Below are 23,629 nucleotides of genomic sequence, written 5' to 3'. Positions count from 1 at the left end.
GTCGGGAAGACGCTCCGTACCGCCGTCCCCACCGGTTCCGGTCGGGTCACGGTCCCGCCGATCCCGACGGCCCGCCCGCGGGGCCGGGCCGGGGGGCCGGGGAGGCGGAGGGCGTACGGAATCGGTAAAGTGTCCCCTCTAGAACAAGGTTCGGGAGCGTGGATGACAAAGTTCGACGAGGCGACGGCGGCCATCCGGGTGGACGAGACCATGTACGACGTCTGTCTCGACCCCGGGTACTCGATCGGCGGGCCGATCAACGGCGGCTACCTGATGGCCGTGCTGCTGCGCGCGGTGGTGGACGCCTCCCCGCACGAGCACCCGGTGACCACCTCGGTCCAGTTCCTGCGCGCGGCCCGGCCCGGCCCCGCCCGGGTGCGGGTGGAGCAGATCAAGACCGGCCGTACCGCCACCATGGCGCGGGCGACCCTGCTGCAGGACGACGCGTCCTACATCGAGGCCCTCGTCACCACCGCGACCCTCACGGGCGCAGAACCGAGGTGGACGGACGGCCCGTCGGTGGCGATGCCGCCCGTCGAGGAGTGCGTCCGGCTGCCCGACCCCAGGCCCGAGTCCGGCATGACGCTCAACGCGCAGATGGAGATGGCCTTCGACCCGCCCACCGTCGGCTGGCTCACCGGCGAGCCCACCGGCCGGCCCGAGGCCCGTGCCCACTTCCGGATGGCCGAGCCGCAGGACCCGGACCCGTACGTGCTGGCGCTGGCCGTGGACGCCCTGCCGCCGGTGGTCTTCTCCGCGGGCGAGCGCGGCTGGGCCCCCACCGTGGACCTCACCTGGCACCTGCGCGCCCTGCCCGCCCCCGGCTGGCTGACCCTGATCGGGTCGGGCCGCCTGATCGGCGACGGCTGGTTCGACGAGGACGTGGAGGTCTGGGACTCGGCCGGTCGCCTGGTCGCCCAGTCCCGCCAGCTGGCCCGCGTCGGCCGCGGCTGACGGACCCCGTCCACCCGCGCGGGCCCTGACCTCGCCCGCGGGCCCTGACCTCGCCCGCGCGGCCTGGTCCCGCCCGAGTGGAGCCCGGCCCGCGCGGATCCCGGCCTGCGCGGAGCCGGCCTGCGCGCCCTGGGCCCGCCCCGCCCGCGCGGACCCGGAAGGGACGCGCGGGGCAGGGGTTTCCCGCGGGGCGGCCGACGAAAGATGTCATGGAAAGTACACGTCTGCGTCGGTAATCAGCGTTGTGAGGATTCTTACCGTGATCGATCGTCCCAGGTCGCCTAGCCTTGGGAACTGTGTCGCAAGCGAGTATCGGAATCTTTGACAGCGGTGTCGGCGGGCTCACCGTGGCCAGGGCGATCATCGACCAGCTGCCCAGCGAGTCGATCTTCTATGTGGCCGACACGGCACGGCAGCCGTACGGTCCCAAGAGCATCGCGCAGGTACGCGCCTACGCGCTGGAGGTGATGGACCACCTCGTCGAGCACGACGTCAAGATGCTGGTGATCGCGTGCAACAGCGCCAGCGCCGCGGTGCTCCGCGACGCCCGGGAGCGCTACGACGTGCCGGTGGTCGAGGTGATCCAGCCGGCGACCCGCCGTGCCGTACGGGCGACCCGCAACGGCAGGGTCGGGGTGATCGGGACCAGGGCCACCATCGAGTCGATGGCGTACCAGGACGCCTTCGCCGCGGCCCCCGACGTCCGGCTCACCGGGGTGGCGGCGCCGCGCCTGGTGGAGTTCGTCGAGCGCGGGGAGACGATGAGCGACGAGCTCATCGACGTCGTCCGCGGCTACCTGGAGCCGGTGCTCGCCGACCGGTGCGACACGCTGATCCTGGGATGCACGCACTATCCACTGCTGACCGGACCGATCTCCTACGTGGTGGGGGACGGGGTCACGCTGGTGTCCAGCGCCGACGAGACGGCCAAGGACGTGTACCGCATCCTGCACGACCGGGGCCTGGCCGCCGTAGGGGGCGAGCCGGGTCACCGTTTCCGCGCCACCGGTGACGCGGGCCTCTTCGCCGACCTCGGCCGACGGTTCCTCGGGCCGGAGATCCAGGCGGTCGAAGTGGCGACAGTAGGGGATGTTCCGAGTAACGGGCATCGCGCGTGAGGGTGTCCCGGCGCTCCGTAGGGGGAGCGCCGGGCCTGGCGGACGAAGGAGGGCGGGCGGGCACCGGCCACCGGCGCCCGCGCCGTGACGCGCGGCCGTAATCACCGTAGGAGGCCGCCATGAAATTAACGATCGTCGGGTGCTCGGGGAGCTTTCCCGGCCCGGACAGCCCTTCCTCGTGCTACCTGCTGGAGGCCGAGGGGTTCCGCATGCTGCTCGACTTCGGGAACGGCGCTCTGGGCGCCCTCCAGAAGTACATAGGGCTGTACGACGTGGACGCGATCTGCCTGTCGCACCTGCACGCCGACCACTGCCTGGACATGTGCCCGTACCACGTGGTGCGCACCTACTCGCCGCACGGCCCGCTGCCCCGGATCCCGGTGTACGCGCCGTCCGACGCGCGCAGGCGGCTGAACTCGGCCTACGCGATGCCGGACGAGCCCGCGCTCGACACCGCCTTCGACTTCGTGGGCCTGACGCCCGGCGTGTTCGAGGCCGGCCCGTTCGAGGTGACGGCCGCGCCGATGAACCACCCGGTGGAGACCTACGGGTTCAGGGTCTCGTATGGGGGACGGTCGGTGGTCTACTCCGGTGACACCGGCGAGAGCGCCGAGCTGGTCAAGCTCGCCTCCGGCGCCGACGTGCTGCTGTGCGAGGCCTCCCACCTCGACCGGCCCGGCCTGCCCACCGGGCTGCACCTGAGCGGCCGCCAGGCCGCCGAGCACGCCGCCAGGGCGGACGTGGAGACCCTGGTCCTGACCCACCTGGTGCCCTGGAACGACCGCGACGACGTCCTCGCGGACGCCTCGCGCGGGGGGTACGGCGGGCGCATGGAACTGGCGCGGAGCGGGGCCCGGTATGACCTAGGGTGAACGGCATGGCCCGTGCAGATGGACGTTCTCCCGATCAGCTCCGCCCCGTCACGATCACCCGCGGCTGGCTCGCCCACGCCGAGGGTTCGGTGCTCGTCGAGTTCGGCGGCACCAAGGTGCTCTGCGCCGCCTCCGTGCAGGACAGCGTGCCGCGCTGGCGCCGGGGCAGCGGCCAGGGCTGGGTGACCGCCGAGTACGCCATGCTGCCGCGCGCCACCAACACCCGCAACGACCGCGAGTCGGTCCGCGGCAAGATCGGCGGACGGACGCACGAGATCTCCCGCCTGATCGGCCGCTCCCTGAGGGCCTGCGTCGACTACAAGACGCTCGGCGAGAACTCGATCGTCATCGACTGCGACGTGCTCCAGGCCGACGGCGGCACCCGCACCGCCGCCATCACCGGCGCGTACGTGGCGCTGGCCGACGCGGTCGCGTGGATGCGCAAGAAGAAGATGTGCGGCGGCGACCCGCTGATCGACTCGGTCGCGGCCGTCTCGGTGGGCGTCGTCGGCTCGACCGCGCTGCTCGACCTCTGCTACACCGAGGACGTCGCCGCCGAGACCGACATGAACGTGGTGATGACCGGCTCCGGCGAGTTCGTCGAGGTCCAGGGCACCGCCGAGGGCAAGCCCTTCGACCGGGCCGCCCTGGACGCGCTGCTCGACCTCGGCGTCGCCGGGTGCGCGGAGCTCACCCGCCTGCAGCGGGAGGCGCTGGCGTGAGCGGCCGCAAGGTGGTGCTCGCCACCCGCAACGCCGGGAAGATCACCGAACTCCGCCGGATCCTGGCCGACGCCTCGGTCCCGGTCGAGATCGTCGGCCTGGAGGAGTTCCCCGAGATCGGCGACGTCGCCGAGACCGGTCTGACCTTCGCGGAGAACGCCCTGATCAAGGCGCACGCCGTGGCCCGGCAGTCCGGGCTGCCCGCGATCGCCGACGACTCCGGCCTCTGCGTGGACGCGCTGAACGGCATGCCCGGCATCTTCTCCGCCCGCTGGTCGGGCAGGCACGGCGACGACCCGGCCAACCTCGCCCTGCTGCTCGCGCAGGTCTCCGACGTGCCCGAGGGCCACCGGGGCGCGCACTTCGCGTGCGCCGCGGCCCTGGCGCTGCCCTCGGGGCACGAACGGGTCACCGAGGGCGCCCTGCGCGGCGTGATCATCGACGCCCCGCGCGGCACGAACGGCTTCGGCTACGACCCGATCTTCGTCCCTGAGGGCGAGAGCCGGACCACCGCCGAGCTGTCCGCGGCCGAGAAGGACGCCATCAGCCACCGGGGCCGCGCCTTCCGCGCGCTCGCCCCGATCCTGGCCGAGGAGATCGCCTGACCTTCGAGGCTCCGGCCTGTCCCGTACGGGCCGGGCGGAGAGGGCGCCCGCCTCGTACGGCCCCGGCCGGAGGGGGTGCGCCCGTGATCCCGGCGGGATCGTCCCCGTGATCCCGGCAGGGAAGGGCGCCCGGCCCGAAAGATCGCCCGACCCGCGTGTCCCGGCCGGGAAGATCGTCCGGCCCGTACGTAATCGGGGCGTAAGATCCGGCGGCCCGCCGAGGGCGTAGCGTCGGGGGTATGCAGAGCAACAGGCGCATGCCCTCGTGGGCCGCGGCGCTGATCGGCCTGGTCTCCGGGATGGTCGCGGTGGGCTTCTCCCTGCTCGTCGCGGGCCTGGTGAACCCCTCCGCCTTCCCGGTCGTCGCGGTCGGCGACTCCGCCGTCGACCTCACCCCGGCGCCGCTCAAGGAATGGGCGATCCGCACGTTCGGCGAGAACGACAAGGTCGTCCTGATCGGCGGGATCCTGGTGGTGATGGCGCTCCTCGCCGCCCTGCTGGGACTCGCCGCCGCCCGCGACGTCCGGTACGGCCTGGCGGGCCTGGCCGCGTTCGGCCTGCTCGGGGTCGTCGCCGTGCTGACCCGTCCCGGCGCGGGCGTGACCGACCTGCTGCCGACGGTGCTCGGTGTCGGCGCCGGCATGCTCGCCCTGCACCGGCTTCTCCGCCGCGCCCTGGTGCCCGCCGACGATCTCCACCACACCCTGCGGGAGAGCCCGCCCGCGCCCCGCCCGGAGCCCTCCCCGGCCCTGCGGACCGTCCCGGCGGGGACCACGCCGGTCTCCGCCACGGGGACCGTGCCCTGGACCGGTGACCGGCCCGGCGTCCCCACCTCGCAGGACACGGGCGCCTTTGCGCCTCCGGTCGCGGGCGCGTCCGTCCCGCAGGACGCGGGCCCGTCCGTCCCGCCGGTTATGCGGGCCGGGAACGACCTGCGCGCGTTCGACCGCCGCGGGCTGCTGACCGGCGTCCTCGGCGGTGTCGCCGTCGCCGGGGCGGCAGGGGCCGCCGGACGCCTGTTCTCCGGCCGGGCCGAGGTGACCGCGGCGCGCAGCGGCATCGCGCTGCCCAGGCCCGCCAAGCCCCTGGCCCCGCTCCCGGCGGGCGCCGACCTCAGGATCAAGGGCCTGTCGCCGTTCGTCACCCCGAACAACGACTTCTACCGGGTGGACACCGCCCTGGTCGTCCCCCAGGTGGACCCGCGGGACTGGACCCTCACGATCCACGGCCTGGTCGACCGGCCCGTCGAGCTCACCTTCGCCGACCTGATGAAGCGCGCCGTCACCGAGGCCGACGTCACGCTCTGCTGCGTCTCCAACGAGATCGGCGGCCCCTACATCGGCAACGCCCGCTGGCTGGGCGTCGGCCTCGCCGGGGTGCTGCGCGACGCGGGCGTCCAGAGAGGGGCGGACATGCTGCTCAGCACGTCGGCCGACGGCTGGACCGCCGGGACGCCGGCCGACGTCGTGATGGACGGCCGCGACGCCCTGCTGGCCTTCGCCATGAACGGTGAGGCGCTCCCGGTCGACCACGGCTTCCCGGTCCGTCAGGTGGTCCCGGGCCTGTACGGCTACGTCTCGGCCACCAAGTGGGTCACCGAGATCAAGGTCACCCGCTTCGACCGGGACGAGGGCTACTGGACGCCCCGGGGCTGGTCCGCGCGGGGGCCGATCAAGACCCAGTCCCGCATCGACCTGCCCGCGGCCGGCTCGTCCGTCCCGGCCGGCCGGACCGCCGTCGCGGGCGTCGCCTGGGCCCAGCACAAGGGCGTGGACGCCGTCGAGGTCCGCATCGACGCAGGGCCGTGGCGCCAGGCCCGCCTCGCCGAGGCCCCCACCGCCGACACCTGGCGCCAGTGGGTCCTCGACGACTGGGACGCCACCCCCGGCAGCCACACCATCGAGGTCCGCGCCACCGACGCCACCGGCTACACCCAGACCGCCGACCGGGCCCCCATCGCCCCGGACGGCGCCACCGGCCGGCACACCGTCCGGGTGGAGGTCACCTGACCGCCTGACCGAGACACCGGCGGGGTACCGGCCGTTGTCCCACGCCATGCCGGAGGCGGGGCCTGTAAATGGTCAACTCCTCGTCGCCCCGGTGAGCCCCGTCCTACGATCTGGCTCGCAGGTGACGGGTGACGGGGGAGCCGTGAACGAGTGGAGTGTGCCCGCGGGGGTCTACAACCCCGTGGTGACCGCGGACGGGCAGCGGTGGCGGGACTTCGAGCTGGAGGTCCAGGTGTCGGCCGTGGTGGCGGCGCCGCGCGAACGCGAGCCGATGCGCTGGGGGCCGGCGCGGCTGGACCAGTGCCGGCCGTACGGGCTGGCGGGCGGGCTGGCCAGGCCGGACCCGCAGACCGAGGAGGACATGCTCAAGGCGGTCCCGGTCACCGATCAGGGCACCCCGCGCCGCTTCCCCGACCCGCGCGGCATGTGGATCAGGCTGATCAACGGGAGCGGGTCCGGTGACGACCCGTTCCGCGCCACCAACGCGATCGACTGCGCGCTGTCGGTGCTCTCCACCTGGTACGGCGTCCCGGCGGTGGCCGCGCCCAGGAGACCCGAGTACGACCGGGTCGGCAAGCCGCTGCTCAGCGGGGAGGCCGGGGGAGTGGCCAGGGCGGAACGCTGGCTGGGGCAGCGCTTCCAGTACGTGGGGCAGGGCAGGCACTCCTACATCCCGATCGCGCAGGCGCTGCTGGCCGGGGGGCACGGCTCGGCCGCGCTGATCGTCAACCGCTGGCCGGCCGGGGGCAGCCACGCGTGGAACGCGGTCAACTTCGACGGCGAGGTGATCTGGATCGACGCGCAGCGGGGGCACATGGCGGTGGAGCCGCCGTACGAATCGGTGACCGGCGTGTTCTGCGTCGTGATCGACAGGGAGGGGCGGCGGCTGTGAACCCGGAGCAGGCCAGGGCGGTGGCGGAGGAGTACTTCAGCGGGGTCCGCGGCACGGGCGCCAACTCCGACATCCGTATTTATGCCTTCAAAGAGGGCTATGTCGCCTGGGCGAACGAGCCGGAGCCGGACGATCCCGGCGTGCTGCCCGACACCGTGGGCGCCGGGTGCGTGGTCATCGACAAGGCCACCGGAGAGATCGTCATCCGGCCGCTGCTCAACCCCGAGACCGTGGCCGAGCAGTGGCCGGGACGCCGCCCCCGATAGGAGACGTCCCGGCCGTACCCGCCCGTCACCCCGCCCGCCGGTCCTCCGGCTCCCGTCCGGCTCTGCCGGGACGTGCCGGGACGTGCCGGACCGGTTCGGGGTCAGCCGCTCGCGAGCGAGCCCGTCACCGAGGCGCGGGCCGCGCGCCGGGCGGGCAGCACCGCGGCCACCACCCCGGCCAGCCCGGACAGCGCCACGAACGCCAGGATCTGCCCCACCGGCAGCCGGAACAGGACGTTCGTGGTCATCGTCTGCGCCGCGGCCCAGCCGAACACGACGCCCAGCGCCACGCCCACCAGCGCCCCGATCAGGCCCAGGACCAGCGCCTCGACCGAGAGCATCCGCCGCAGCTGCGGCCGGGTCAGGCCGAGCGCCCGCAGCAGCGCCGACTCGCGGGTGCGCTCGTGCACCGAGAGCGAGAGCGTGTTCGCGATGCCCAGCAGGGAGATGAGCACCGCCAGGCCCAGCAGGCCCGTGATGATCATCAACATCATGTCGAGCGTCTCGTCGAACTCGCCCCGGACCTCGGTCGAGCTGATCACCTTCGCCGTCGGGTACGCCTGGGTCGCCCCCTCGACCACCGCGAGCGCCTTGTCGGGGTTCACACCGTCCCGGTAGTTGACCATCACCCGGGAGTCGTCCACCCCCGGGAAGTAGCGGTCGAACTCCCCGGCCGGCACCGTCACGTCGAACAGGTTCGACTCCGCGCCGGACACGCCCGCGATCGTCAGGGCGACCGGACCGGCCTCCTTCGTCCGTACGGTGATCCGGCCCCCGACGCCCACCTTGAGGCGCTCGGCGAGGTGCTCGGCGACGAGCGCGGTCCCCGGCGTGAGCCGGTCGATCGAGCCCGCGTCGAGCTTCGGGGCGAACCCCGGGGCCGGGGTGAACGTACCCACCTGGTACGTGCCGTCCCCGGACTCCAGGGGGGCGGTGGTCGAGCGGAACGCGACGACCGAGGCGAACTCCGGCCGGACGCGCAGCTCGTCGGCGATCGAGCGGGGCAGGACCGAATCGCGTCCCTGGCTCTGCACCATGTAGTCGACGGGGAACTGCTCGTCGAGCTGCTGGGTGTACGTCGCCCGCACGGTGCCGGTGACGACCGAGATGACCGTCATCAGCGTCACGCCCACGGTGAGCGCCACCGTGGTGGTGGCCGACCGCTTCGGGTTGCGCCGGGAGTTGTCCAGGGCGAGCCTGCCGGGCACGCCGAAGAGCCTGGCGGGGACCCACCCGGCGAAGGTGGAGAGCGGCCTGACGATCACCGGGCCCAGGACCAGCACGCCCAGGAACACCAGCGAGGCGCCCACCATGACCACGAGGAGCGCGGTCTGGCCCGGGTCCATCGTCACCGCCAGCGTCATCACCGCCGCCCCCGCGACCAGCAGCAGCGTCGCGGAGACCGTCCGCAGCACACCGGCCCGGAAGGCGGGCTCCTCCACCTGGGCGCCCAGTGCGGCGACCGGCGCCACCCGCGTCGCCGTCCGGGCCGGCAGCAGGGCCGCGCCGACCGTCACGACCAGGCCGACGACCAGGCCCAGCACGATCGTGCGCGGCGCCAGCGAGGCGCTCGCCATGGGCAGTGGCGCGTCGAGCGCGGCGAGCACGGCCAGTGCTCCGGTGCCCAGGCCGTAGCCGAGCAGCAGGCCCATCACCGACGAGAGCAGGCCGACCACGGCCGACTCCAGCAGGATCGAGCCGAAGACCTGGCCGCGGGTGGCGCCGATGCACCGCAGCAGCGCCATCTCCCGGGTCCGCTGCACCACCAGGATGGTGAAGGTGTTGTAGATGACCAGCGCGGCCACGAACATCGCCACCACGCCGAACATCAGCAGCCCCACGCCGATGATCTCGTTGTCGCCGCCGTTGACCCTGGCCAGGTCCGCGGCGTACGTCTCACCGGTCTTGACCAGGTGGCCCTTCCCGGCCGCCGCGGCGACCGAGGCGCGCAGCGTCTCCTGGGAGACCCCCTCGGCGGCGGCGACGTCGACCTCGGTGAATCCCCGCGTCCCGGTCATCTCGCGGGCCGTGGCGGTGGTGTAGCCCACCGCCCCCATGTACCCGATCTCCTGGTCCAGGCCGCCGTCGAACAGTCCCACCAGGGCGAACGTGTGCCGCCTGTCACCGGCGTCCAGCACGGTGACGGTGTCGCCGACCCGGAACCCCCGCTTCCTGGCGGTGCCCTCGTCGAGCACGGCCTCCCGCCCGTTGCGAGGGACCCGCCCCTCGACGACGACGGTACGGTTCAGCGTCCCCTCGGGGAGCGAGATCCCCAGCGTCGGGTAGTCGCCGGCGGCCTTGCCGTCCTTGCCGATCAGGGCGGACGTCCCCCGCACCAGTCCCTGGGCGTCGGCGACGCCGTCCACGGCGCGGATCCTCCTCAGGGTCGCGTCGGAGACGAGCGCCTCCTCGTCGCCCTTGGCGCTCGCGGGGAGGACGGCGACGTCCAGCCGGTCGGCCGCCGCCGAGAACCTCTGGGTGTAGCCCGCGTCGATGGTGTCGGTCAGCACGAACGTGCCGGCGATGAACCCCACGCCCAGCGCGATCGCCAGTGCCGTCAGCGCCAGGCGCAGCCGGTGCGCGCGCAGTCCGGCCAGCGTGGTCCTCAGCACCTCACGCCTCCAGCTTCATCAGCGTGTCCAGCACCGACTGCGGCGTCGGCCCGGCCAGCTCGTCGACCAGCAGGCCGTCCCGCAGGAAGATCACCCGGTCGGCGTAGGAGGCGGCCACCGGGTCGTGGGTGACCATCACGATCGTCTGGTCGAGTTCGCGTACCGACGTGCGCAGGAACGACAGCACCTCGGCGCCGCTGCGCGAGTCGAGGTTGCCCGTGGGCTCGTCGGCGAAGATGACCTGTGGCGCGCTGATCAGGGCGCGGGCGACCGCGACGCGCTGCTGCTGCCCGCCCGAGAGCTCCGACGGCCGGTGCCCCAGCCGGTCGCGCAGGCCCACGGTGTCCACCACCTGGTCGAACAGGGCGGGGTCGGCGAGCCGCCCGGCGATGTCCAGCGGCAGCCGGATGTTCTGCTCGGCCGTGAGCGTCGGCAGCAGGTTGAACGCCTGGAAGATGAAGCCGATCCGCTCGCGGCGGAGCAGGGTGAGCTTCTTGTCGTCGAGCCCGGTGAGCTCCACGTCCCCGATGCACACCTGCCCGCCGCTCACCGTGTCCAGCCCGGCCAGGCAGTGCATCAGCGTGGACTTGCCCGACCCCGACGGCCCCATGATGGCGGTGAAGGCGCCCGTGGAGAACGTGACGTCCACACCCCGAAGCGCGTGCACGGCGGTGTCCCCCCGGCCGTACACCTTGGTCAGCCCCCTGGCCGTCACGGCCGGTGTCACGCCTCTTCGGGTGCCCCGCGCGCCGGCCTCTCCGGTGATGGTCATGTCAGTTCTCCTCGACAACGTACGACGTCACGACACGGAAGACGCTATTGACCTGGAAGAACGGATCCATCAGGCATTAGGCCCGACCTGCGGTCGTGCGGAGAGCACCCGGGGGAGGAGCGGCGCCACTTTCGTCGTACCGCGGCCTCGGCCGTTCGGCCGAGGCGCGCGAGGCGATCGGGGCGGGCAGGGCAGGTCGGGACCGGGACCGGGACGATCGGAACGGCCGAGGCGATCGGGACGGACAGGGCAGGGCCGGAGCGGGGGTCAGTCGGCCGAGTGGGGCGTCACCAGGCCGGACTCGTAGGCGTACACGATCACCTGCGCCCGGTCCCGCAGGTTCAGCTTGGCCAGCACCCGGCCCAGGTGCGTCTTGACCGTCGCCTCCGCCAGCTGCAGTCGACCGGCGATCTCCGTGTTCGACAGCCCCCTGGCCACCAGCACCATCACCTCCCGCTCCCGCGCGGTCACCCCGGCCAGCGCCGTCGGTTCCGCCGTTCCCGCCGGGCCCGACGCCGGAAGGTGCACGACGAAACGCTCCAGCAACCGCCGCGTCGTGCTGGGAGCCACCACCGCGTCCCCGCTGTGCACCGAGCGGATCGCGCTCACCAGGTCCGAGGGGGGCACGTCCTTGAGCAGGAACCCCGACGCGCCCGCCTTCAGCGCCGCGAACGCGTACTCGTCCAGGTCGAACGTGGTCAAGATCAGCACCCGGGGCCCTGCGGGCACCGAGCAGATCAGGCGCGTGGCCTCCACCCCGTCCATGACCGGCATCCGCACGTCCATCAGCACCACGTCGACCGCGACCCTCCGCGCGGCCTCCACCGCCTCCGCGCCGTTGCCGGCCTCCGCGACGATCTCGACGTCGGGGTGGGAACCGAGCACCATCCGGAACCCTGTACGGAGCAGTTCCTGGTCGTCGACCAGCATGACCCGGATCACCTGGTCGCTCACCGCCCGCCACCCGCGCCGCCACCCCGCGGGCGATCCGGCCCGCCCGCCGGACGGCGACCCGGGCCGTCGCCCCGGCCGTGCTCTCCCGCGCCGCCGGCCCCGTCCGCGCCGTGCTCCCTCATGCCGCCCGCTCCGCCCCGGCTCCGATCGGCAGCCGCGCCACCACCCGGAACCCGCCGCCCGTCTCGGGCCGGGCCTCCAGGCTCCCGCCGAACATCGCCACCCGCTCGCGCATCCCCACCAGGCCGTGCCCGCCCTCGCGTTCGGGCGCGGAGGCGCCGCGGCCGTCGTCGGTCACCCGCAGCAGCAGCTCCCGCACGCCGTACTCCATCTCGACCCAGGCCCTGCTGGACGGGCCGCCGTGCTTGAGGGTATTGGTCAGCGCCTCCTGGACGATCCGGTAGACCGTGAGCTGTTCCCCCTCGGGAAGCTCCCTGGGGACGCCGGAGACCCGCAGATCCACCGGCAGGCCGGACGCCCGTACCTGCGCCACCAGCTCGTCGAGCTGCGACAGGCTCGGCTGCGGCGCGTACTCCCCCTGCACGCCGTCGTCCCGCAGCACCCCCACCATCCGGCGCATCTCCGCCAGCGCCCTGCGCCCGGTGGCCGAGACCGCCTGCATCGCCTGGCGCGCCTGCTCGGCGTCGTGGCCGATCACATGGTCGGCCCCGTCGGCCTGAACGATCATCACGCTCACGTTGTGCGCGACCACGTCGTGCAGCTCGCGGGCGATCCTGGCCCGCTCCGCCGCCGCGGCCAGCCTGGCCTGCTGGTCACGTTCCCGCTCGGCCCGCTCGGCCCGCTCCTCCAGCCCTTCCAGGTAGCGGCGCCGGGTGTTGGCGTAGATCCCTCCCATCCAGACCGTGCCCGAGAACGCCGACGCGGAGGCGAAGGCGGCTCCGAACCCGGCCTCCGAGGGCGGCGACTGGAGGAACGCCAGGAGCAGCCCCAGCTCCACCACCAGGCCCGCCCCGACCGCCCAGCGCAACGAACGCCGTGACGCCACCCCGTACAGGGCGATGAGCACCGAGACGTTGAAGAACAGCGGCTGCACCCCGAGCAGCCACTGCAGGAAGCAGGTCATCGAGATGATCGTGAAGACCGTGAGCGGGCGCTCGCGCAGCCAGAACAGCGGCGCGAACAGCAGGACCCCCAGCCCCGCGAACCACCACACGTCCAGGCCCGCCGCCTCCCAGGCGGTGCTCCCGACGCCCGCGGACATCACGTTCTGCAGGGAGAACAGCAGGAACGGGACCAGCCAGAGGGCGTCGGTGATCCTGGGATGGCGCCCGCTCCAGGCGCGTAGTCTGCCGAACACACCACCACGATACGTACGGCCCGGTCCCCGCCCTTCCCCCTGAGGGGGGAACCCGGCGTACGACCCAGGTCGCAGACCCGGCACCGCTTACACCGGCCTTACGGCCGCTACGGCACGATGGTTTCCGGGAGCACCTTCCGGGGTGAGTAAAGGGAGCAGTTTGTGGTGATCAGTCACAACGGCGACAGGTCGCGCGGCCATGAGGACGGGCCGCGCGACCTTTCGTTCTTCCCCTTTGGAAATGTTCTGTGAAGAACGGATTCCGGGACGGCATCGTCACACCCGCGCCGGTCGAATCCGCCTCGGCGGAATGAACGTGATTCTTCTGTAGGGCCGTCGGGATTCGAACCCGAACTGGCACGGACCTAAACCGTGTGTCTCTGCCATTGGACTACGGCCCCTTGACGCTCCCGCGGAATCCCCGTTCCCATGAACGACGGACCGGGTGGACGAAACGCGGGTCTTCTTTTCTGTTGTCGAGCCGGTCGCCATTGACGTGACCGCCGTGCGATACCGATGCCCGGCCCCGCCGGACGTCCCCGATCCTACATCCCGGCCGGACGTACGGCATCCCGATTGTGATCAGGGCCCCTCTGAGCTGCCCGGAAACCGGAAGAGGCCACCTTCGGGACGTATCCCGGGAACCCCTTCCGGGCGACGGCGTCGCGACGGGGGTTTCACCGGACGGGGACGGCGCGCGAAAGCGGGACATGTCATTCCGGAAAGCTTCGGCGGGCGTCCGATGAGGACAATGGGCGCCACCCGTGCCGACGACGCCAGGGCGGCACGGGACGCGGACGACGCGGGAGAGAGGACGCCCGCCTTCGCGGGCGTTTCCTGGATGCGTTCCCATGCGCCCGGCACGCCCGGGAAAGGAAACGCGCGGCGACTCCCGGGGCACGCCCGCGTTTCCCCGGCGTGTTCCCGCGACCGCGTTTTCCCCGCCGTGTTCCCGTGCGCGCGTTTCCCCGCCCGTGTTCCCGCGCCCGTGTTCCCGCGCCCGCGTTTCCTGCGTCCGTGTCCCGGCGAACGGCCGCGGGAGCCCTCAGTCGAGGCCGAGCTCGCGGCGCAGGCGGGCCACGTGGCCGGTCGCCTTCACGTTGTAGAGGGCCTTCTCGATCTTGCCGTCGGCGTCGATGACGAAGGTGGAGCGGATGACCCCCATGGTGGTCTTCCCGTACATCGTCTTCTCGCCGTAGACGTCGTAGGCCCTGTGCACCTCCAGGCCGGGGTCCGACAGGAGCGGGAAGGTCAGGGCGTCGTGCTCGGCGAACTTCGCGAGCTTGGCCGGGGTGTCCTTCGACACGCCGAGGACGGCGACCCCGGCCGAGGTCAGGGAGTCGAGGCTGTCGCGGAAGTCGCAGGCCTGCTTGGTGCAGCCCGGGGTCATCGCGGCGGGGTAGAAGTAGAGGATCACGCGCCTGCCGCGGTAGGTCTCCAGCGACACGGTGGTGCCGTCGGCGGCGGGAAGCGTGAAGTCCGGGGCGGCGTCGCCCGGCTCGAGTTTCATGGTGTTCCTCCGAGGAATGGTTCCCGGGTCAACTTACCGGCCTGCCCGAAGTGCCGCGGGTGGACCGGACCTGACAGACTGATCGACATCGAGGTGTAGGGGAGGATAGCCATGGCGGACACCGATCCCGCGGAATTGGAACGGCAGATCGAGCGCACGCGCGCGGAGTTGGCCCAGACGGTGGACGCCATCGCGGACCGGGTGAGCCCGAAGCGGGTCGCGGAGCGTGGCGTGGCCAAGGTCAAGGCGAACGCGGAGCACCTGGTCGCCCAGGTCGGCGACCTGGTGGGCGGTGTCGCCGGGCCGAAGCCGGTGCGGGCCGCCGGTGAGCCGGACGACCTGTGGGAGGACGACCGGCCGGACCTGGCGCCGGTCCTGATCGGCGTGGGGGCGGTGCTGGCGCTCGGCGCGATGGTCATGCTGTGGAGGCGGCGCCACCGGTAGGGCGCCACCGGTAAGGCGTCCCGATAAGGCACTAAGGCGTCGCGGTAGGGCGTCCCGGCAGGCGTCGCGGTAGGGAGCCTGAGGCGTCCCGGCAAGGCGCCACCGGCCAAGGCCTGGTCGTGGTCCCGGCGCGGGAGGCCGGGGCCCGCAGGTCAGAGAAAGGCGTGACCCTCGCCCCGGTAGGTGGGGACCTCGTCCACGACCTCGTCCCCCTCGATCAGGTGCAGGCTGGTGAAGCGCTCGCAGAGCTCGCCGGCCTTGGCGTGCCGGAACCACACCCGGTCGCCGGGGCGCAGGTCCTCGGCGGCCTGGCCGATCAGGGGGGTCTGCACCTCGCCCGCCCCCTCGTCCGGGTCGTAGCGCAGCCCGCACGGCAGGTAGGGCTGGGGCAGGCGGTCGGCGCCGGGGGGACCGGAGGCGGTGTAGCCGCCGCCGAGGACGGTGACCACCCCCGGGGACGGGCGGCGCACCACCGGCAGGGCGAACAGCGCGGCGGGCCGGCCGGTGAAGCCCCGGTAGAAGTCGAACAGCCGGGGATGGAAGAAGCCGGAGCCCGCGGCGATCTCGGTGACGGCCCGTTCCCGGGTGGTCTTCTCGATGCTGCCGGTGCCGCCGCCGTTGACGAACTCCAGGTCGCTGATCTGCCGTACGGCCTGGACGATCCGCCCCCTGCGCGTGATCAGCTCGCGCCGGGAGCGGGCCTGCATCCAGCGGACGGCCCGGGTGCGGACCGACCTGCCGGGAAGGTCGTCCCCGACCCCGGCGATCTGCGCCTCGTACGCCATCAGGCCCACCAGGCGGAAGCCCGGCCGTTTCGCGATCTCGGTGGCCAGGTCGGCGGCCTGGACGGCGTCCCGGACGGGGGAGCGGCGGACGCCCGCCCGGAACCGGCCGCCGAAGGCGAGGTAGCCCGCGTCGACGTCCAGGCAGAGGCGGATCTCCTGGCGGTCGCGGACACCGGCGACGGCGGACTCGACGAGGTCCAGCTGCTCGGCCCGGTCCACCATGACGGTGATCTCCTGGGCGGCGCGGGGGGTGGCGGCCAGCTCGGCGAGCGCGGCGCGGTCGGCGGTGGGGTAGGCGACCAGGACGTCCCGCATCCCGCCGGAGACCAGCCAGAGGGCCTCGGGAAGGGTGAAGGCCATGATCCCGTCGAAGCCGTCCATGGCGAGGATCCGTTCGAGCAGGGCCCGGGAACGGACGGACTTGCTGGCGACCCTGATCGGCTTGCCCGCGGCCCTCCGGACCATCGCCGCCGCGTTGGCGCGCAGGGCGGGCAGGTCGACGACGGCGAAGGGGGGATCGAGGTGGGCGGTGGCCCGGTCGTAGCGCTGGCGGTCGTCCATGTCCGCAGGATAACCCGGTCGCATCGAATATGAGCCATATTCACATTGCTTCGGAGGACGGTCAACGCTCCCGCCGGTGACAGCACAAGATCGGGCAAGTGGGCGGGGGAGGCCCCGTCCGGGATCCCGGGGACGCGTACACCTGAACGAATGACGACTACTCTCCAGGACATCCTGGCGGGCTCGGGAAGCGGTGGCGGCTCGGGGAGCGGCGGTTCGGGAGGCGGCGGTTCGCCGGGCAAGGCCGCGGGCGAGCAGTTCCAGGAGGTCCGCCGCAGGTCGCTGCGGCTGCTGCGGCCGGGCAGGACCCCGGCGGGCGTCCCGGTGGCCCTGGCGGTGTCCGTGCTGCTGTCGGCCGCGGCCTCGACGACGGTGGGCCTGCTGATGGAGTCACCGGTCGCGCGCGAGCCCTACCGCCTGCTCGTCGACGGCGTGGGCTCGTGGAGATGGTCCGATCCCGCCGTCTTCGCGGTCGCGGCGCTCGCCATGCTGGCGGGCGCGACGATGGTCGCGCTCGCCGCCCTGCCGGGACGGCCCCGGCTGGTCCCGCTGGAGCCCGGCGATCCGCACCTGGTCATCGGCATCACCCGCTCCGGGCTCCGCCGTACGCTGCGCGAGGCCGCCGAGTCGGTGGAGGAGGTGAACCGGGCGCGGGTCCGGCTCGCCTCGCGGGTCGTCGAGGTCACGGTCTTCACCGACGCCGAGCGGACCGGGCCGGTCCTGCGCCGGGTGGGCACCGCGGTGGGCGACCGCCTGGCGGGCCTGGGCTCGATGTACGGCGGCGACGTCATGGTGCGCCTGTGCAGGCGGAGGGGCCGGTGAGGCCGTACACGGGGAACCGGATCGGCCTGGCCGTCACCGGCACCGTGCTCGGCTGCACCGGGCTGTACGCCTTCCTGCGGGGACGCGGCGACCTCCCCGGTCACCGGCCGGGCGCCCGGCTCGTGCACCGCGGCCTTCCGGGGTGGCTGGCCGAGCATCCCTGGCAGGGCTGGACGGCCGCGCTGGTCCTGACGGTGCTGGCGGTCCTGGCGGTGCGGTGGCTGCTACACGCCCTGGGACGGGGGCGGTGCGGCAGGCGGGCCGGGACGGGGACGGCCGTGCTCGCCGTTGCCCTTAAAGAAGTCGAAGGGCTCACCCGGGTCGGGGTCAGGCATGTACGGGACGAGCGGCTGCGCGTCACGGTGGTCTGCGCCCCAGGGACCGATGTCGGCAAGCTGGTGGCGCGGCTCAACCGGGACGCCGTGGGGAAGGTCCGACGGGCGCTCGGGGAGGTAGAACTCGGCGTGCTGGTGCGGCTGCACGTCCGGCGTCGCTGACCCGCCGTGGCCCTGCCGCCCGAAGAGCGGCATCCCGACCGCGTCGTCGTGACGCGGCGCACGGTCCCGGGGGTCGGGGACGGGGCTGGCGTACACCGGCCGCCCGGACGCCCAGCGGTGGTCCTCCTCGCTCTCCCCGTACGGCGGCTCCCCGTGGGGGTCCCGGCCGTGATCGTCCGCCGGGTCGTCCACCGGGCCGTTCGCTGGGTCGTCCGCGGGGTCGTCGGCGGGACCGCCGTCCCCGGGGCGCACCTCGCCCAGGACGCGCTCCTCGTGCCGCCGGGAGCCGAAGGCGAGCCCGGCGGCCAGGCAGACCAGCGGGAGGGCGGGGACGACGTAGCGGTGGTCGAAGGCCGCGATGAAGGGGGGCAGCACCAGCAGCACGGTCCCGGCCGCCCACGGCAGCAGCACCGCGCCACCGAACCGGCGCAGCCGCATCAGCACGCCGATCAGCCCGATCAGGCAGATGACCGCGAGGTAGGGCCCCCGCACGTAGCCGTACTCCTGGTAGCCGCGCAGCAGCCCCGCGTACGGCTCGACCAGGACGGGCGCCCCGGAGGCGCCCTGGTAGGCCGTGGTCAGCTCCTCTGCGGTCCTGCCCTGCGAGGCGGTCCCGGCGGGGAAGGGGCGGGCGGTGTCGGGGAAGACATAGGCGCTCTGCGGCCCGGGGGTCGGGTAGACGCGCCGCGTCCAGTCGAAGATGTGGGCCACGTCCTGCAGGCCGGTCCGCAGGAAGTCCACCGGCTGGGCCGTGATGGCCCGGGTCGCGAAGGCCCCGGCGAGGGCGTCGCGCTCGGCCCAGCTCCCCTTGATCCTGTTCAGCGGCGAGTCGCCGTCCCAGATGTAGACCGGCGGTGCCTTGCGCGCCCCCGCGGGCTCGACCGGGCACAGGGCGGCCTCGGGGCCGGGAGGCCGGATGACGGAGCAGTCGGCGAAGGTCATCGTCCGCGCCCACAGGAACGCGTTCCCCCGGGTCAGCCCGTAGGTGCCGTGCTCGGACGCGAACCAGGCCGCGTACCCGCCCAGGCCGATCGCGGCGGTCAGCGTGGCCGCGACGACCGCCCGCCACCCGGCGCGGCGGACCAGCAGGCAGACCAGGACGACGGCGATCAGGGGCAGCCCGACGGTCCGGGTGACGGTCGCCGCTGCCAGCAGCGCGCCGGCCAGCGCCGCGACCCATGTCGCCGGGCGCCGCCGCCACAGCAGCAGCGTCACCGCCAGCACCGCCAGGAACTGGAAGAGCAGGTCGGCCATGACGAGGTGTTCGAGCTGGACCTGGTGGACGTCCAGCAGCGCGGGCAGCGCGGCCAGCGTCGCCCCCCACCCCGGCAGCCCGCCCAGCCTGCGCAGCAGCAGGTAGACACAGACCGCCACGGCCAGCCCGAGGAGGTGCTGGACGACGACCACGGCCTGGACGCTGGAGAGCGGCTTGAGGATCCACAGGAACAGCGCGTACCCGGCGGGGCGCGACTCCAGGGGACGCGGGGAGAGCCCGGCGTTCAGGTAGACGAAGGAGTCGGCCCAGAACCACAGGGCCGGGCGGTAGCCGAGCACGGCCAGCGCGCGCAGCCCGCCACCGGCCAGCAGGGCGAGCGCGAAGACCCAGTGCGAGGCCAGGAGGCGCAGCGCCCGCCGGCCACGGGAGGGGGCGGCCGGGCCGGGACGGCGGGAAGGGCTCACCGCGTGCGTTCCCGTCCCCACCACGACCTCCCGAGTCCTGCGGCTGAGGCCACCCAGCATAGGCGCGGGATCACGGCATCCCGTCCGGGATACGAGATTTGGTGTCGATCGGGCCATATGTCGCGGCCGGGACGCGGGGCGACGACCGCCCCCGGCCGAGGCGTCACCGGACGCGCCGCCGCCCCCGCCGGTGGAGGCGGTGGAGGCGGTGGGGACGACGGGGGAGCACGGAGACGGTGGGGCGGCCCGGGTTCAGCACTCGATGACGTTCACCGCGAGCCCGCCGCGGCTGGTCTCCTTGTACTTGTCGAGCATGTCGCGGCCGGTGTCGCGCATCGTCTTGATGGCCTTGTCCAGCGAGACGAAGTGGCGGCCGTCGCCGCGCAGCGCCATCCGGGCCGCGGCGATGGCCTTGATCGAGGCCAGCGCGTTGCGCTCGATGCACGGGATCTGCACCAGCCCGCCGATCGGGTCGCAGGTCAGCCCCAGGTTGTGCTCGATGCCGATCTCGGCGGCGTTCTCCACCTGTTCGGGGGTGCCGCCCATCACCTCGGTGAGCCCGGCGGCGGCCATCGAGCAGGCCGAGCCGACCTCGCCCTGGCAGCCGACCTCGGCGCCGGAGATCGAGGCGTTCTCCTTGAACAGTACGCCGACCGCCCCCGCGGTCAGCAGGAAGCGGATCACGCCCTCGTCGTCGGCGTCGGGCGTGAAGCGGTCGTAGTAGGTGAGGACCGCGGGGATGATGCCGGCGGCGCCGTTGGTGGGGGCGGTGACGATCCGGCCGCCCGCGGCGTTCTCCTCGTTGACGGCCAGCGCGAACAGCGAGACCCAGTCCATGGTCTGCAGCGAGTCCTTCTCCTGCGTCTCGCTCCGCAGCTGCCGGTGGAGCTGGTGGGCGCGGCGGCGCACCTTCAGGCCGCCGGGCAGCACGCCCTCCTTGCCGATGCCCCGGTTCACGCACTCGGTCATGACCCGCCACAGCACGAGCAGCCGCTCGCGGATCTCGGCCTCGCTGCGGCCGAAGGCCTGCTCGTTCTCCAGCATCAGCCCCGAGATCGACAGCCCGGTCTCGGCGCACTGGGCGAGCAGCTCGGCGGCCGTGCCGAACGGGTACGGGACGACCGTGTCGTCGGGCTTGATCCGGTCGGCGCCGGTGGCGTTCTCGTCGACCACGAAGCCGCCGCCCACCGAGTAGTAGACCCGCTCGCGCAGCGTCTCGCCGGACTCCGCCAGGGCGGTGAAGCGCATGCCGTTCGGATGGCCGGGCAGGGAGATCTTGCGTTCGAAGACGAGGTCCTCGCCGATGACGAACGGGATCTCGCGGGAGCCGTAGAGCGAGACCGTGCCGGACTCGCGCATGGCGGCCAGCCGCTCGTCCACGGTGTCGATGTCGACCAGCTCGGGCTTCTCGCCGGACAGGCCGAGCAGCACGGCCTTGTCGCTGCCGTGTCCCTTGCCGGTCAGCCCGAGCGAGCCGTACAGGACGGCGCTCACCCGGGCGGTCTTCTCCAGGAGGCCGTCACGGTGCAGGCCGCGGGCGAACCTGTGGGCCGCGGCCATCGGGCCGCCCGTGTGCGAGCTGGACGGGCCGATTCCGATCTTGAAGAGATCGAAGACGCTGATCGTCATCTGAATCCTCCCAGCGAGGGCGGCCACGCGCGCCCGGGGACGCGCGTGGCCCGGGTACCGGTGAGCCGGAGGCTCAGGACTCACCCGAGGTGAGCGAGGTGTACTCCTCCGGCGACAGCAGGTCGTCGGCGGAGCCCTCCAGTCGGATGCGGAACAGCCATCCCTCCCCGTAGGGGTCGCCGTTGACCAGCGAGGGGTCGTCCACGACGGCCTGGTTGACCTCGACGACCTCACCGCCGACCGGCGCGAAGATGTCGCTCACCGACTTGGTCGACTCCACCTCGCCGACGGTGTCACCGGCGGTGACCGTGCTGCCGACCTCGGGGAGGATCTGCACGTAGACCACGTCCCCCAGCGCCTCGGCCGCGTAGGCGGTGATCCCCACGGTGAGGGTCAGGCCGTCATCCACTCCGGAGACCCACTCGTGTTCCTTGGTGTAGTGCAGGTCCTCGGGAATGCTGCTCATTTTGTCCTCCTGTAGAAAGGCAGTGCGACGACCTCGACCGGTTCGCGGCTGCCCCGGATGTCGACGGCCAGTCCCGACGCCAGGCCGTTGTCCACGTAGGCCATGGCGATGGGCCTGCCCAGCGACTGCGAGGGGGCCCCGCTGGTGACCTCCCCGACGACCGTGCCGTCGGCGGCGACCACCACCGGGTACCCGTGCCGGGGCACCCTGCGGCCGCTCGTGACCAGGCCGACCAGGCGGCGGCCCGGCGGGACGTCCCTGAGGGGTTCGAGGGCGGCCCGGCCGACGAAGTCGCCCGGCTTGTCAAACCTCACCACACGGCCCAGCCCGGCGTCGAACGGAGTCAGCTCGGCCGACAGCTCGTTGCCGTAGAGCGGCATGCCCGCCTCCAGCCGGAGGGTGTCGCGCGCGGACAGGCCCGCCGGGACCAGCCCGTGCGGCGCGCCCGCCTCGCTGAGGGCGCACCAGATCGCCTCGGCGTCCTCGGCCGCGACGAACAGCTCGAACCCGTCCTCGCCGGTGTACCCGGTACGGGCGATGAGGGCCTCGTGGCCCGCGACCACGGCGGGCAGGCCCGCGTAGTACTTCAGCCCGTCCAGGTCGGCCTCGGTGAGACCGGCCAGGATCTCCGCCGAGCGCGGGCCCTGGATCGCGACCAGCGCGTACCGTTCGGAACGGTCGTCGACCGCGGCGTCGAAGCCCTTGGCGCGGCCGGTCAGCTCGGCGGCCACCCGCGGGTAGTTGGACGCGTTGGCGACGACCATGAACTCGGCGGGGGCCAGCCGGTAGACGATCAGGTCGTCCAGCACGCCGCCCCCGGCGTCGACGATCATCGTGTAGCGGGCACGGCCGGGCTCCAGCGCGGACAGGTGGCCGACCAGCGCGTAGTCGAGGGCCTCGGCGGCCTGCGGGCCGGTCACGAAGATCTCGCCCATGTGGGAGAGGTCGAACAGGCCGGCCGCCCGGCGGACCGCGTTGTGCTCGGTGGACTCACTGCCGTAGCGGAGCGGCATCAGCCAGCCCGCGAAGTCGGTCAGCGTCGCGCCGAGGGCCTCGTGGACGCCGCGCAACGGCGTAGGTCGGGACATGTGCGCACCTCAGGCAGGGGACAGATGAGATCATCCTCCCCCTCTGTCATGGGTGCCTGAGAGTTTCATCCGGTTTTTGCCGGACTTTCACCTTCGGCGAGGCCACGGGGCCTGCTTTCCAGAGAGCACCTACCCGCACGGTCCTTTGCCTTGAGAGGTTCGCGGGGAGGGCTTGCTCCTTCAGGGGTCCTGGCCTGGATGTCAGGACGCTCTCCCGCACGGGATTCATCGGTGTCACCGCCAGCCTAACCGCCCGCACCGGCCGAGCGGAATCCCCCGCCGCCCTCGCCGGTGGGCCCGGCTCGAAGGCCGGTCAGGCGGTGTGCCGGACCAGGGCCTCGAACAGGGCCGACTCGTCGTCGGCCTCGGGGTGCCACTGGACGGCGACGGCGAACGGGTGCTCGTCCAGCTCCACGGCCTCGATCGTGCCGTCCCCGGCGTGGGCGGTCACGGTCAGGCCCTCGCCCGGCCGGTCCAGGGCCTGGTGGTGGTAGTGGGCCACGTCCACGGTCTCGGTGCCGAAGATCTTCGAGGTCCGGCTGCCGGGGGCCAGGCGCACCGGCATCCTGCCGTGGCTGCCGGGGGCCGGGGCGTGCCCGGAGTGACCGACCACGTCGGGCAGGTGCTGGTGCAGGGTGCCGCCCAGGGCGACGTTGAGGATCTGCATGCCCCGGCAGACCCCCAGGAAGGGCAGTCCCCGCTCCAGCGCCGCCCGGACCAGGCCCAGCTCGGCGTCGTCGCGGAACGGCCGCACGTATCCGGTCCTCGCGTGCGGCTCCTGCCCGTACCGCTCCGGGCCGACGTCACCGCCACCGGCCAGGATCAGCCCGTCCAGCCGCTCCACCAGCGGCGCGGGGTCACCGGCCGGGGGCACGATCACCGGCTGCCCGCCCGCGCGGGCCACATGGTCGACGTAGTCGTAGGGCAGCAGCGCCGTCGTCACCTCCCAGACGGTGAACCGGGCGGGCTCGACGTAGCAGGTGATGCCGATGACGGGACGGGACATGATCTCTTGCCTTGCCTTGCCTTGCCTTGCTCTCACGGGGCCGGGCC

At 73.0% G+C, this 23,629-nt stretch carries 21 protein-coding genes, 1 tRNA gene and 2 riboswitches; of the genes, 10 read left to right on the top strand and 12 right to left on the bottom strand.

Annotated features, from left to right (window positions below; genetic code table 11):
- Window positions 1-162: 162 nt before the first annotated feature.
- From ACIBCT_RS11555 to ACIBCT_RS11520, 8 genes are all read left to right on the top strand, one after another.
- A complete protein-coding gene (locus tag ACIBCT_RS11555; RefSeq protein WP_399187395.1) occupies window positions 163-954 on the top strand; it encodes a thioesterase family protein in 792 nt (263 codons plus the stop codon).
- 296 nt (window positions 955-1,250) lie between these two features.
- Entirely contained in the window at window positions 1,251-2,072 is an 822-nt protein-coding gene (murI, locus tag ACIBCT_RS11550; RefSeq protein ID WP_399187393.1) for a glutamate racemase, read from the top strand.
- Between the two features lie 119 nt (window positions 2,073-2,191).
- On the top strand, window positions 2,192-2,944 hold the full coding sequence (locus ACIBCT_RS11545) for an MBL fold metallo-hydrolase (protein ID WP_399187390.1): 753 nt from the start codon (window positions 2,192-2,194) through the stop codon (window positions 2,942-2,944).
- Between the two features lie 5 nt (window positions 2,945-2,949).
- Window positions 2,950-3,666 (top strand): ribonuclease PH, encoded by a 717-nt coding sequence (gene rph, locus ACIBCT_RS11540; protein WP_344888079.1) that lies wholly within the window; start codon window positions 2,950-2,952, stop codon window positions 3,664-3,666.
- Entirely contained in the window at window positions 3,663-4,271 is a 609-nt protein-coding gene (rdgB, locus tag ACIBCT_RS11535) for an RdgB/HAM1 family non-canonical purine NTP pyrophosphatase (protein ID WP_399187388.1), read from the top strand. The genes rph and rdgB overlap by 4 nt, the downstream gene beginning before the upstream one ends.
- A 239-nt stretch (window positions 4,272-4,510) precedes the next feature.
- Window positions 4,511-6,280 (top strand): molybdopterin-dependent oxidoreductase, encoded by a 1,770-nt coding sequence (locus tag ACIBCT_RS11530; RefSeq protein ID WP_399187386.1) that lies wholly within the window; start codon window positions 4,511-4,513, stop codon window positions 6,278-6,280.
- 142 nt (window positions 6,281-6,422) lie between these two features.
- Complete coding sequence (locus ACIBCT_RS11525; RefSeq protein WP_344888088.1) at window positions 6,423-7,172, top strand: toxin glutamine deamidase domain-containing protein; 750 nt, start codon at window positions 6,423-6,425, stop codon at window positions 7,170-7,172.
- Entirely contained in the window at window positions 7,169-7,438 is a 270-nt protein-coding gene (locus ACIBCT_RS11520; RefSeq protein ID WP_344888091.1) for a hypothetical protein, read from the top strand. The genes ACIBCT_RS11525 and ACIBCT_RS11520 overlap by 4 nt, the downstream gene beginning before the upstream one ends.
- Window positions 7,439-7,539: 101 nt before the next feature.
- On the opposite strand, the gene ACIBCT_RS11515 is transcribed toward ACIBCT_RS11520, so the two are convergent.
- The 6 genes from ACIBCT_RS11515 to bcp form a co-directional block, all read right to left on the bottom strand.
- A complete protein-coding gene (locus tag ACIBCT_RS11515) occupies window positions 7,540-10,050 on the bottom strand; it encodes an ABC transporter permease (RefSeq protein WP_399187383.1) in 2,511 nt (836 codons plus the stop codon).
- 1 nt (window position 10,051) lies between these two features.
- On the bottom strand, window positions 10,052-10,822 hold the full coding sequence (locus ACIBCT_RS11510) for an ABC transporter ATP-binding protein (RefSeq protein ID WP_399187381.1): 771 nt from the start codon (window positions 10,820-10,822) through the stop codon (window positions 10,052-10,054).
- 267 nt (window positions 10,823-11,089) lie between these two features.
- Window positions 11,090-11,764: a response regulator gene (locus tag ACIBCT_RS11505; protein WP_399187764.1), complete on the bottom strand. Its 675-nt coding sequence runs from the start codon at window positions 11,762-11,764 to the stop codon at window positions 11,090-11,092.
- A gap of 130 nt (window positions 11,765-11,894) precedes the next feature.
- Entirely contained in the window at window positions 11,895-13,094 is a 1,200-nt protein-coding gene (locus ACIBCT_RS11500) for a sensor histidine kinase (RefSeq protein ID WP_399187379.1), read from the bottom strand.
- 328 nt (window positions 13,095-13,422) lie between these two features.
- Window positions 13,423-13,495: transfer RNA gene (locus ACIBCT_RS11495), tRNA-Leu, on the bottom strand.
- 644 nt (window positions 13,496-14,139) lie between these two features.
- Window positions 14,140-14,604, bottom strand: coding sequence for a thioredoxin-dependent thiol peroxidase (gene bcp, locus ACIBCT_RS11490; protein ID WP_399187377.1), 465 nt, complete (start codon window positions 14,602-14,604; stop codon window positions 14,140-14,142).
- A gap of 111 nt (window positions 14,605-14,715) precedes the next feature.
- On the opposite strand from bcp, the gene ACIBCT_RS11485 reads away from it, so the two are divergent.
- Entirely contained in the window at window positions 14,716-15,048 is a 333-nt protein-coding gene (locus tag ACIBCT_RS11485; RefSeq protein WP_399187375.1) for a DUF3618 domain-containing protein, read from the top strand.
- Window positions 15,049-15,200: 152 nt separating this feature from the next.
- Here the strand turns inward: ACIBCT_RS11485 and ACIBCT_RS11480 are convergent, their stop codons facing one another.
- Window positions 15,201-16,394, bottom strand: a complete 1,194-nt coding sequence (locus tag ACIBCT_RS11480; RefSeq protein WP_399187373.1) for an amino acid deaminase/aldolase — start codon at window positions 16,392-16,394, stop codon at window positions 15,201-15,203.
- 150 nt (window positions 16,395-16,544) lie between these two features.
- Here ACIBCT_RS11480 and ACIBCT_RS11475 point away from each other — a divergent pair, with 150 nt between their 5' ends.
- Complete coding sequence (locus ACIBCT_RS11475) at window positions 16,545-17,216, top strand: DUF6286 domain-containing protein (RefSeq protein WP_399187371.1); 672 nt, start codon at window positions 16,545-16,547, stop codon at window positions 17,214-17,216.
- A gap of 224 nt (window positions 17,217-17,440) precedes the next feature.
- Here ACIBCT_RS11475 and ACIBCT_RS11470 read toward each other — a convergent pair whose 3' ends face one another.
- The 5 genes from ACIBCT_RS11470 to ACIBCT_RS11450 all read right to left on the bottom strand — a co-directional run bounded on the left by ACIBCT_RS11470 (window position 17,441) and on the right by ACIBCT_RS11450 (window position 23,582).
- Window positions 17,441-19,414 (bottom strand): hypothetical protein, encoded by a 1,974-nt coding sequence (locus ACIBCT_RS11470; protein WP_399187369.1) that lies wholly within the window; start codon window positions 19,412-19,414, stop codon window positions 17,441-17,443.
- 231 nt (window positions 19,415-19,645) lie between these two features.
- Window positions 19,646-21,022: an L-serine ammonia-lyase gene (locus ACIBCT_RS11465; RefSeq protein ID WP_399187367.1), complete on the bottom strand. Its 1,377-nt coding sequence runs from the start codon at window positions 21,020-21,022 to the stop codon at window positions 19,646-19,648.
- 73 nt (window positions 21,023-21,095) lie between these two features.
- Window positions 21,096-21,488, bottom strand: a complete 393-nt coding sequence (gcvH, locus tag ACIBCT_RS11460) for a glycine cleavage system protein GcvH (protein WP_399187364.1) — start codon at window positions 21,486-21,488, stop codon at window positions 21,096-21,098.
- Window positions 21,485-22,576 (bottom strand): glycine cleavage system aminomethyltransferase GcvT, encoded by a 1,092-nt coding sequence (gene gcvT, locus ACIBCT_RS11455; protein WP_399187363.1) that lies wholly within the window; start codon window positions 22,574-22,576, stop codon window positions 21,485-21,487. Before gcvT ends, gcvH begins: the two co-directional genes overlap by 4 nt.
- A gap of 33 nt (window positions 22,577-22,609) precedes the next feature.
- A riboswitch (glycine riboswitch) is annotated at window positions 22,610-22,704 on the bottom strand.
- A riboswitch (glycine riboswitch) is annotated at window positions 22,705-22,803 on the bottom strand.
- Window positions 22,804-22,889: 86 nt separating this feature from the next.
- On the bottom strand, window positions 22,890-23,582 hold the full coding sequence (locus ACIBCT_RS11450) for a gamma-glutamyl-gamma-aminobutyrate hydrolase family protein (protein ID WP_399187361.1): 693 nt from the start codon (window positions 23,580-23,582) through the stop codon (window positions 22,890-22,892).
- Window positions 23,583-23,629: the final 47 nt, after the last annotated feature.

It is taken from the genome of Streptosporangium sp. NPDC050855 (assembly GCF_044456585.1).
Taxonomy (GTDB): Bacteria; Actinomycetota; Actinomycetes; order Streptosporangiales; family Streptosporangiaceae; genus Streptosporangium; species Streptosporangium longisporum.
This window is presented reverse-complemented; position numbering and strand designations above follow the sequence as displayed.

What these genes read in the sequence shown, in the direction of transcription:
- ACIBCT_RS11555 (WP_399187395.1), top strand. Translation starts at nt 163, where the DNA reads ATGACAAAGTTCGACGAGGCGACGGCGGCCATCCGGGTGGACGAGACC.
- ACIBCT_RS11465 (WP_399187367.1), bottom strand. Translation starts at nt 21,022, where the DNA reads ATGACGATCAGCGTCTTCGATCTCTTCAAGATCGGAATCGGCCCGTCC.
- ACIBCT_RS11450 (WP_399187361.1), bottom strand. Translation starts at nt 23,582, where the DNA reads ATGTCCCGTCCCGTCATCGGCATCACCTGCTACGTCGAGCCCGCCCGG.
- gcvH (WP_399187364.1), bottom strand. Translation starts at nt 21,488, where the DNA reads ATGAGCAGCATTCCCGAGGACCTGCACTACACCAAGGAACACGAGTGG.
- bcp (WP_399187377.1), bottom strand. Translation starts at nt 14,604, where the DNA reads ATGAAACTCGAGCCGGGCGACGCCGCCCCGGACTTCACGCTTCCCGCC.
- rph (WP_344888079.1), top strand. Translation starts at nt 2,950, where the DNA reads ATGGCCCGTGCAGATGGACGTTCTCCCGATCAGCTCCGCCCCGTCACG.
- ACIBCT_RS11530 (WP_399187386.1), top strand. Translation starts at nt 4,511, where the DNA reads ATGCAGAGCAACAGGCGCATGCCCTCGTGGGCCGCGGCGCTGATCGGC.
- ACIBCT_RS11485 (WP_399187375.1), top strand. Translation starts at nt 14,716, where the DNA reads ATGGCGGACACCGATCCCGCGGAATTGGAACGGCAGATCGAGCGCACG.
- ACIBCT_RS11545 (WP_399187390.1), top strand. Translation starts at nt 2,192, where the DNA reads ATGAAATTAACGATCGTCGGGTGCTCGGGGAGCTTTCCCGGCCCGGAC.
- ACIBCT_RS11510 (WP_399187381.1), bottom strand. Translation starts at nt 10,822, where the DNA reads ATGACCATCACCGGAGAGGCCGGCGCGCGGGGCACCCGAAGAGGCGTG.
- gcvT (WP_399187363.1), bottom strand. Translation starts at nt 22,576, where the DNA reads ATGTCCCGACCTACGCCGTTGCGCGGCGTCCACGAGGCCCTCGGCGCG.
- ACIBCT_RS11475 (WP_399187371.1), top strand. Translation starts at nt 16,545, where the DNA reads ATGACGACTACTCTCCAGGACATCCTGGCGGGCTCGGGAAGCGGTGGC.
- ACIBCT_RS11480 (WP_399187373.1), bottom strand. Translation starts at nt 16,394, where the DNA reads ATGGACGACCGCCAGCGCTACGACCGGGCCACCGCCCACCTCGATCCC.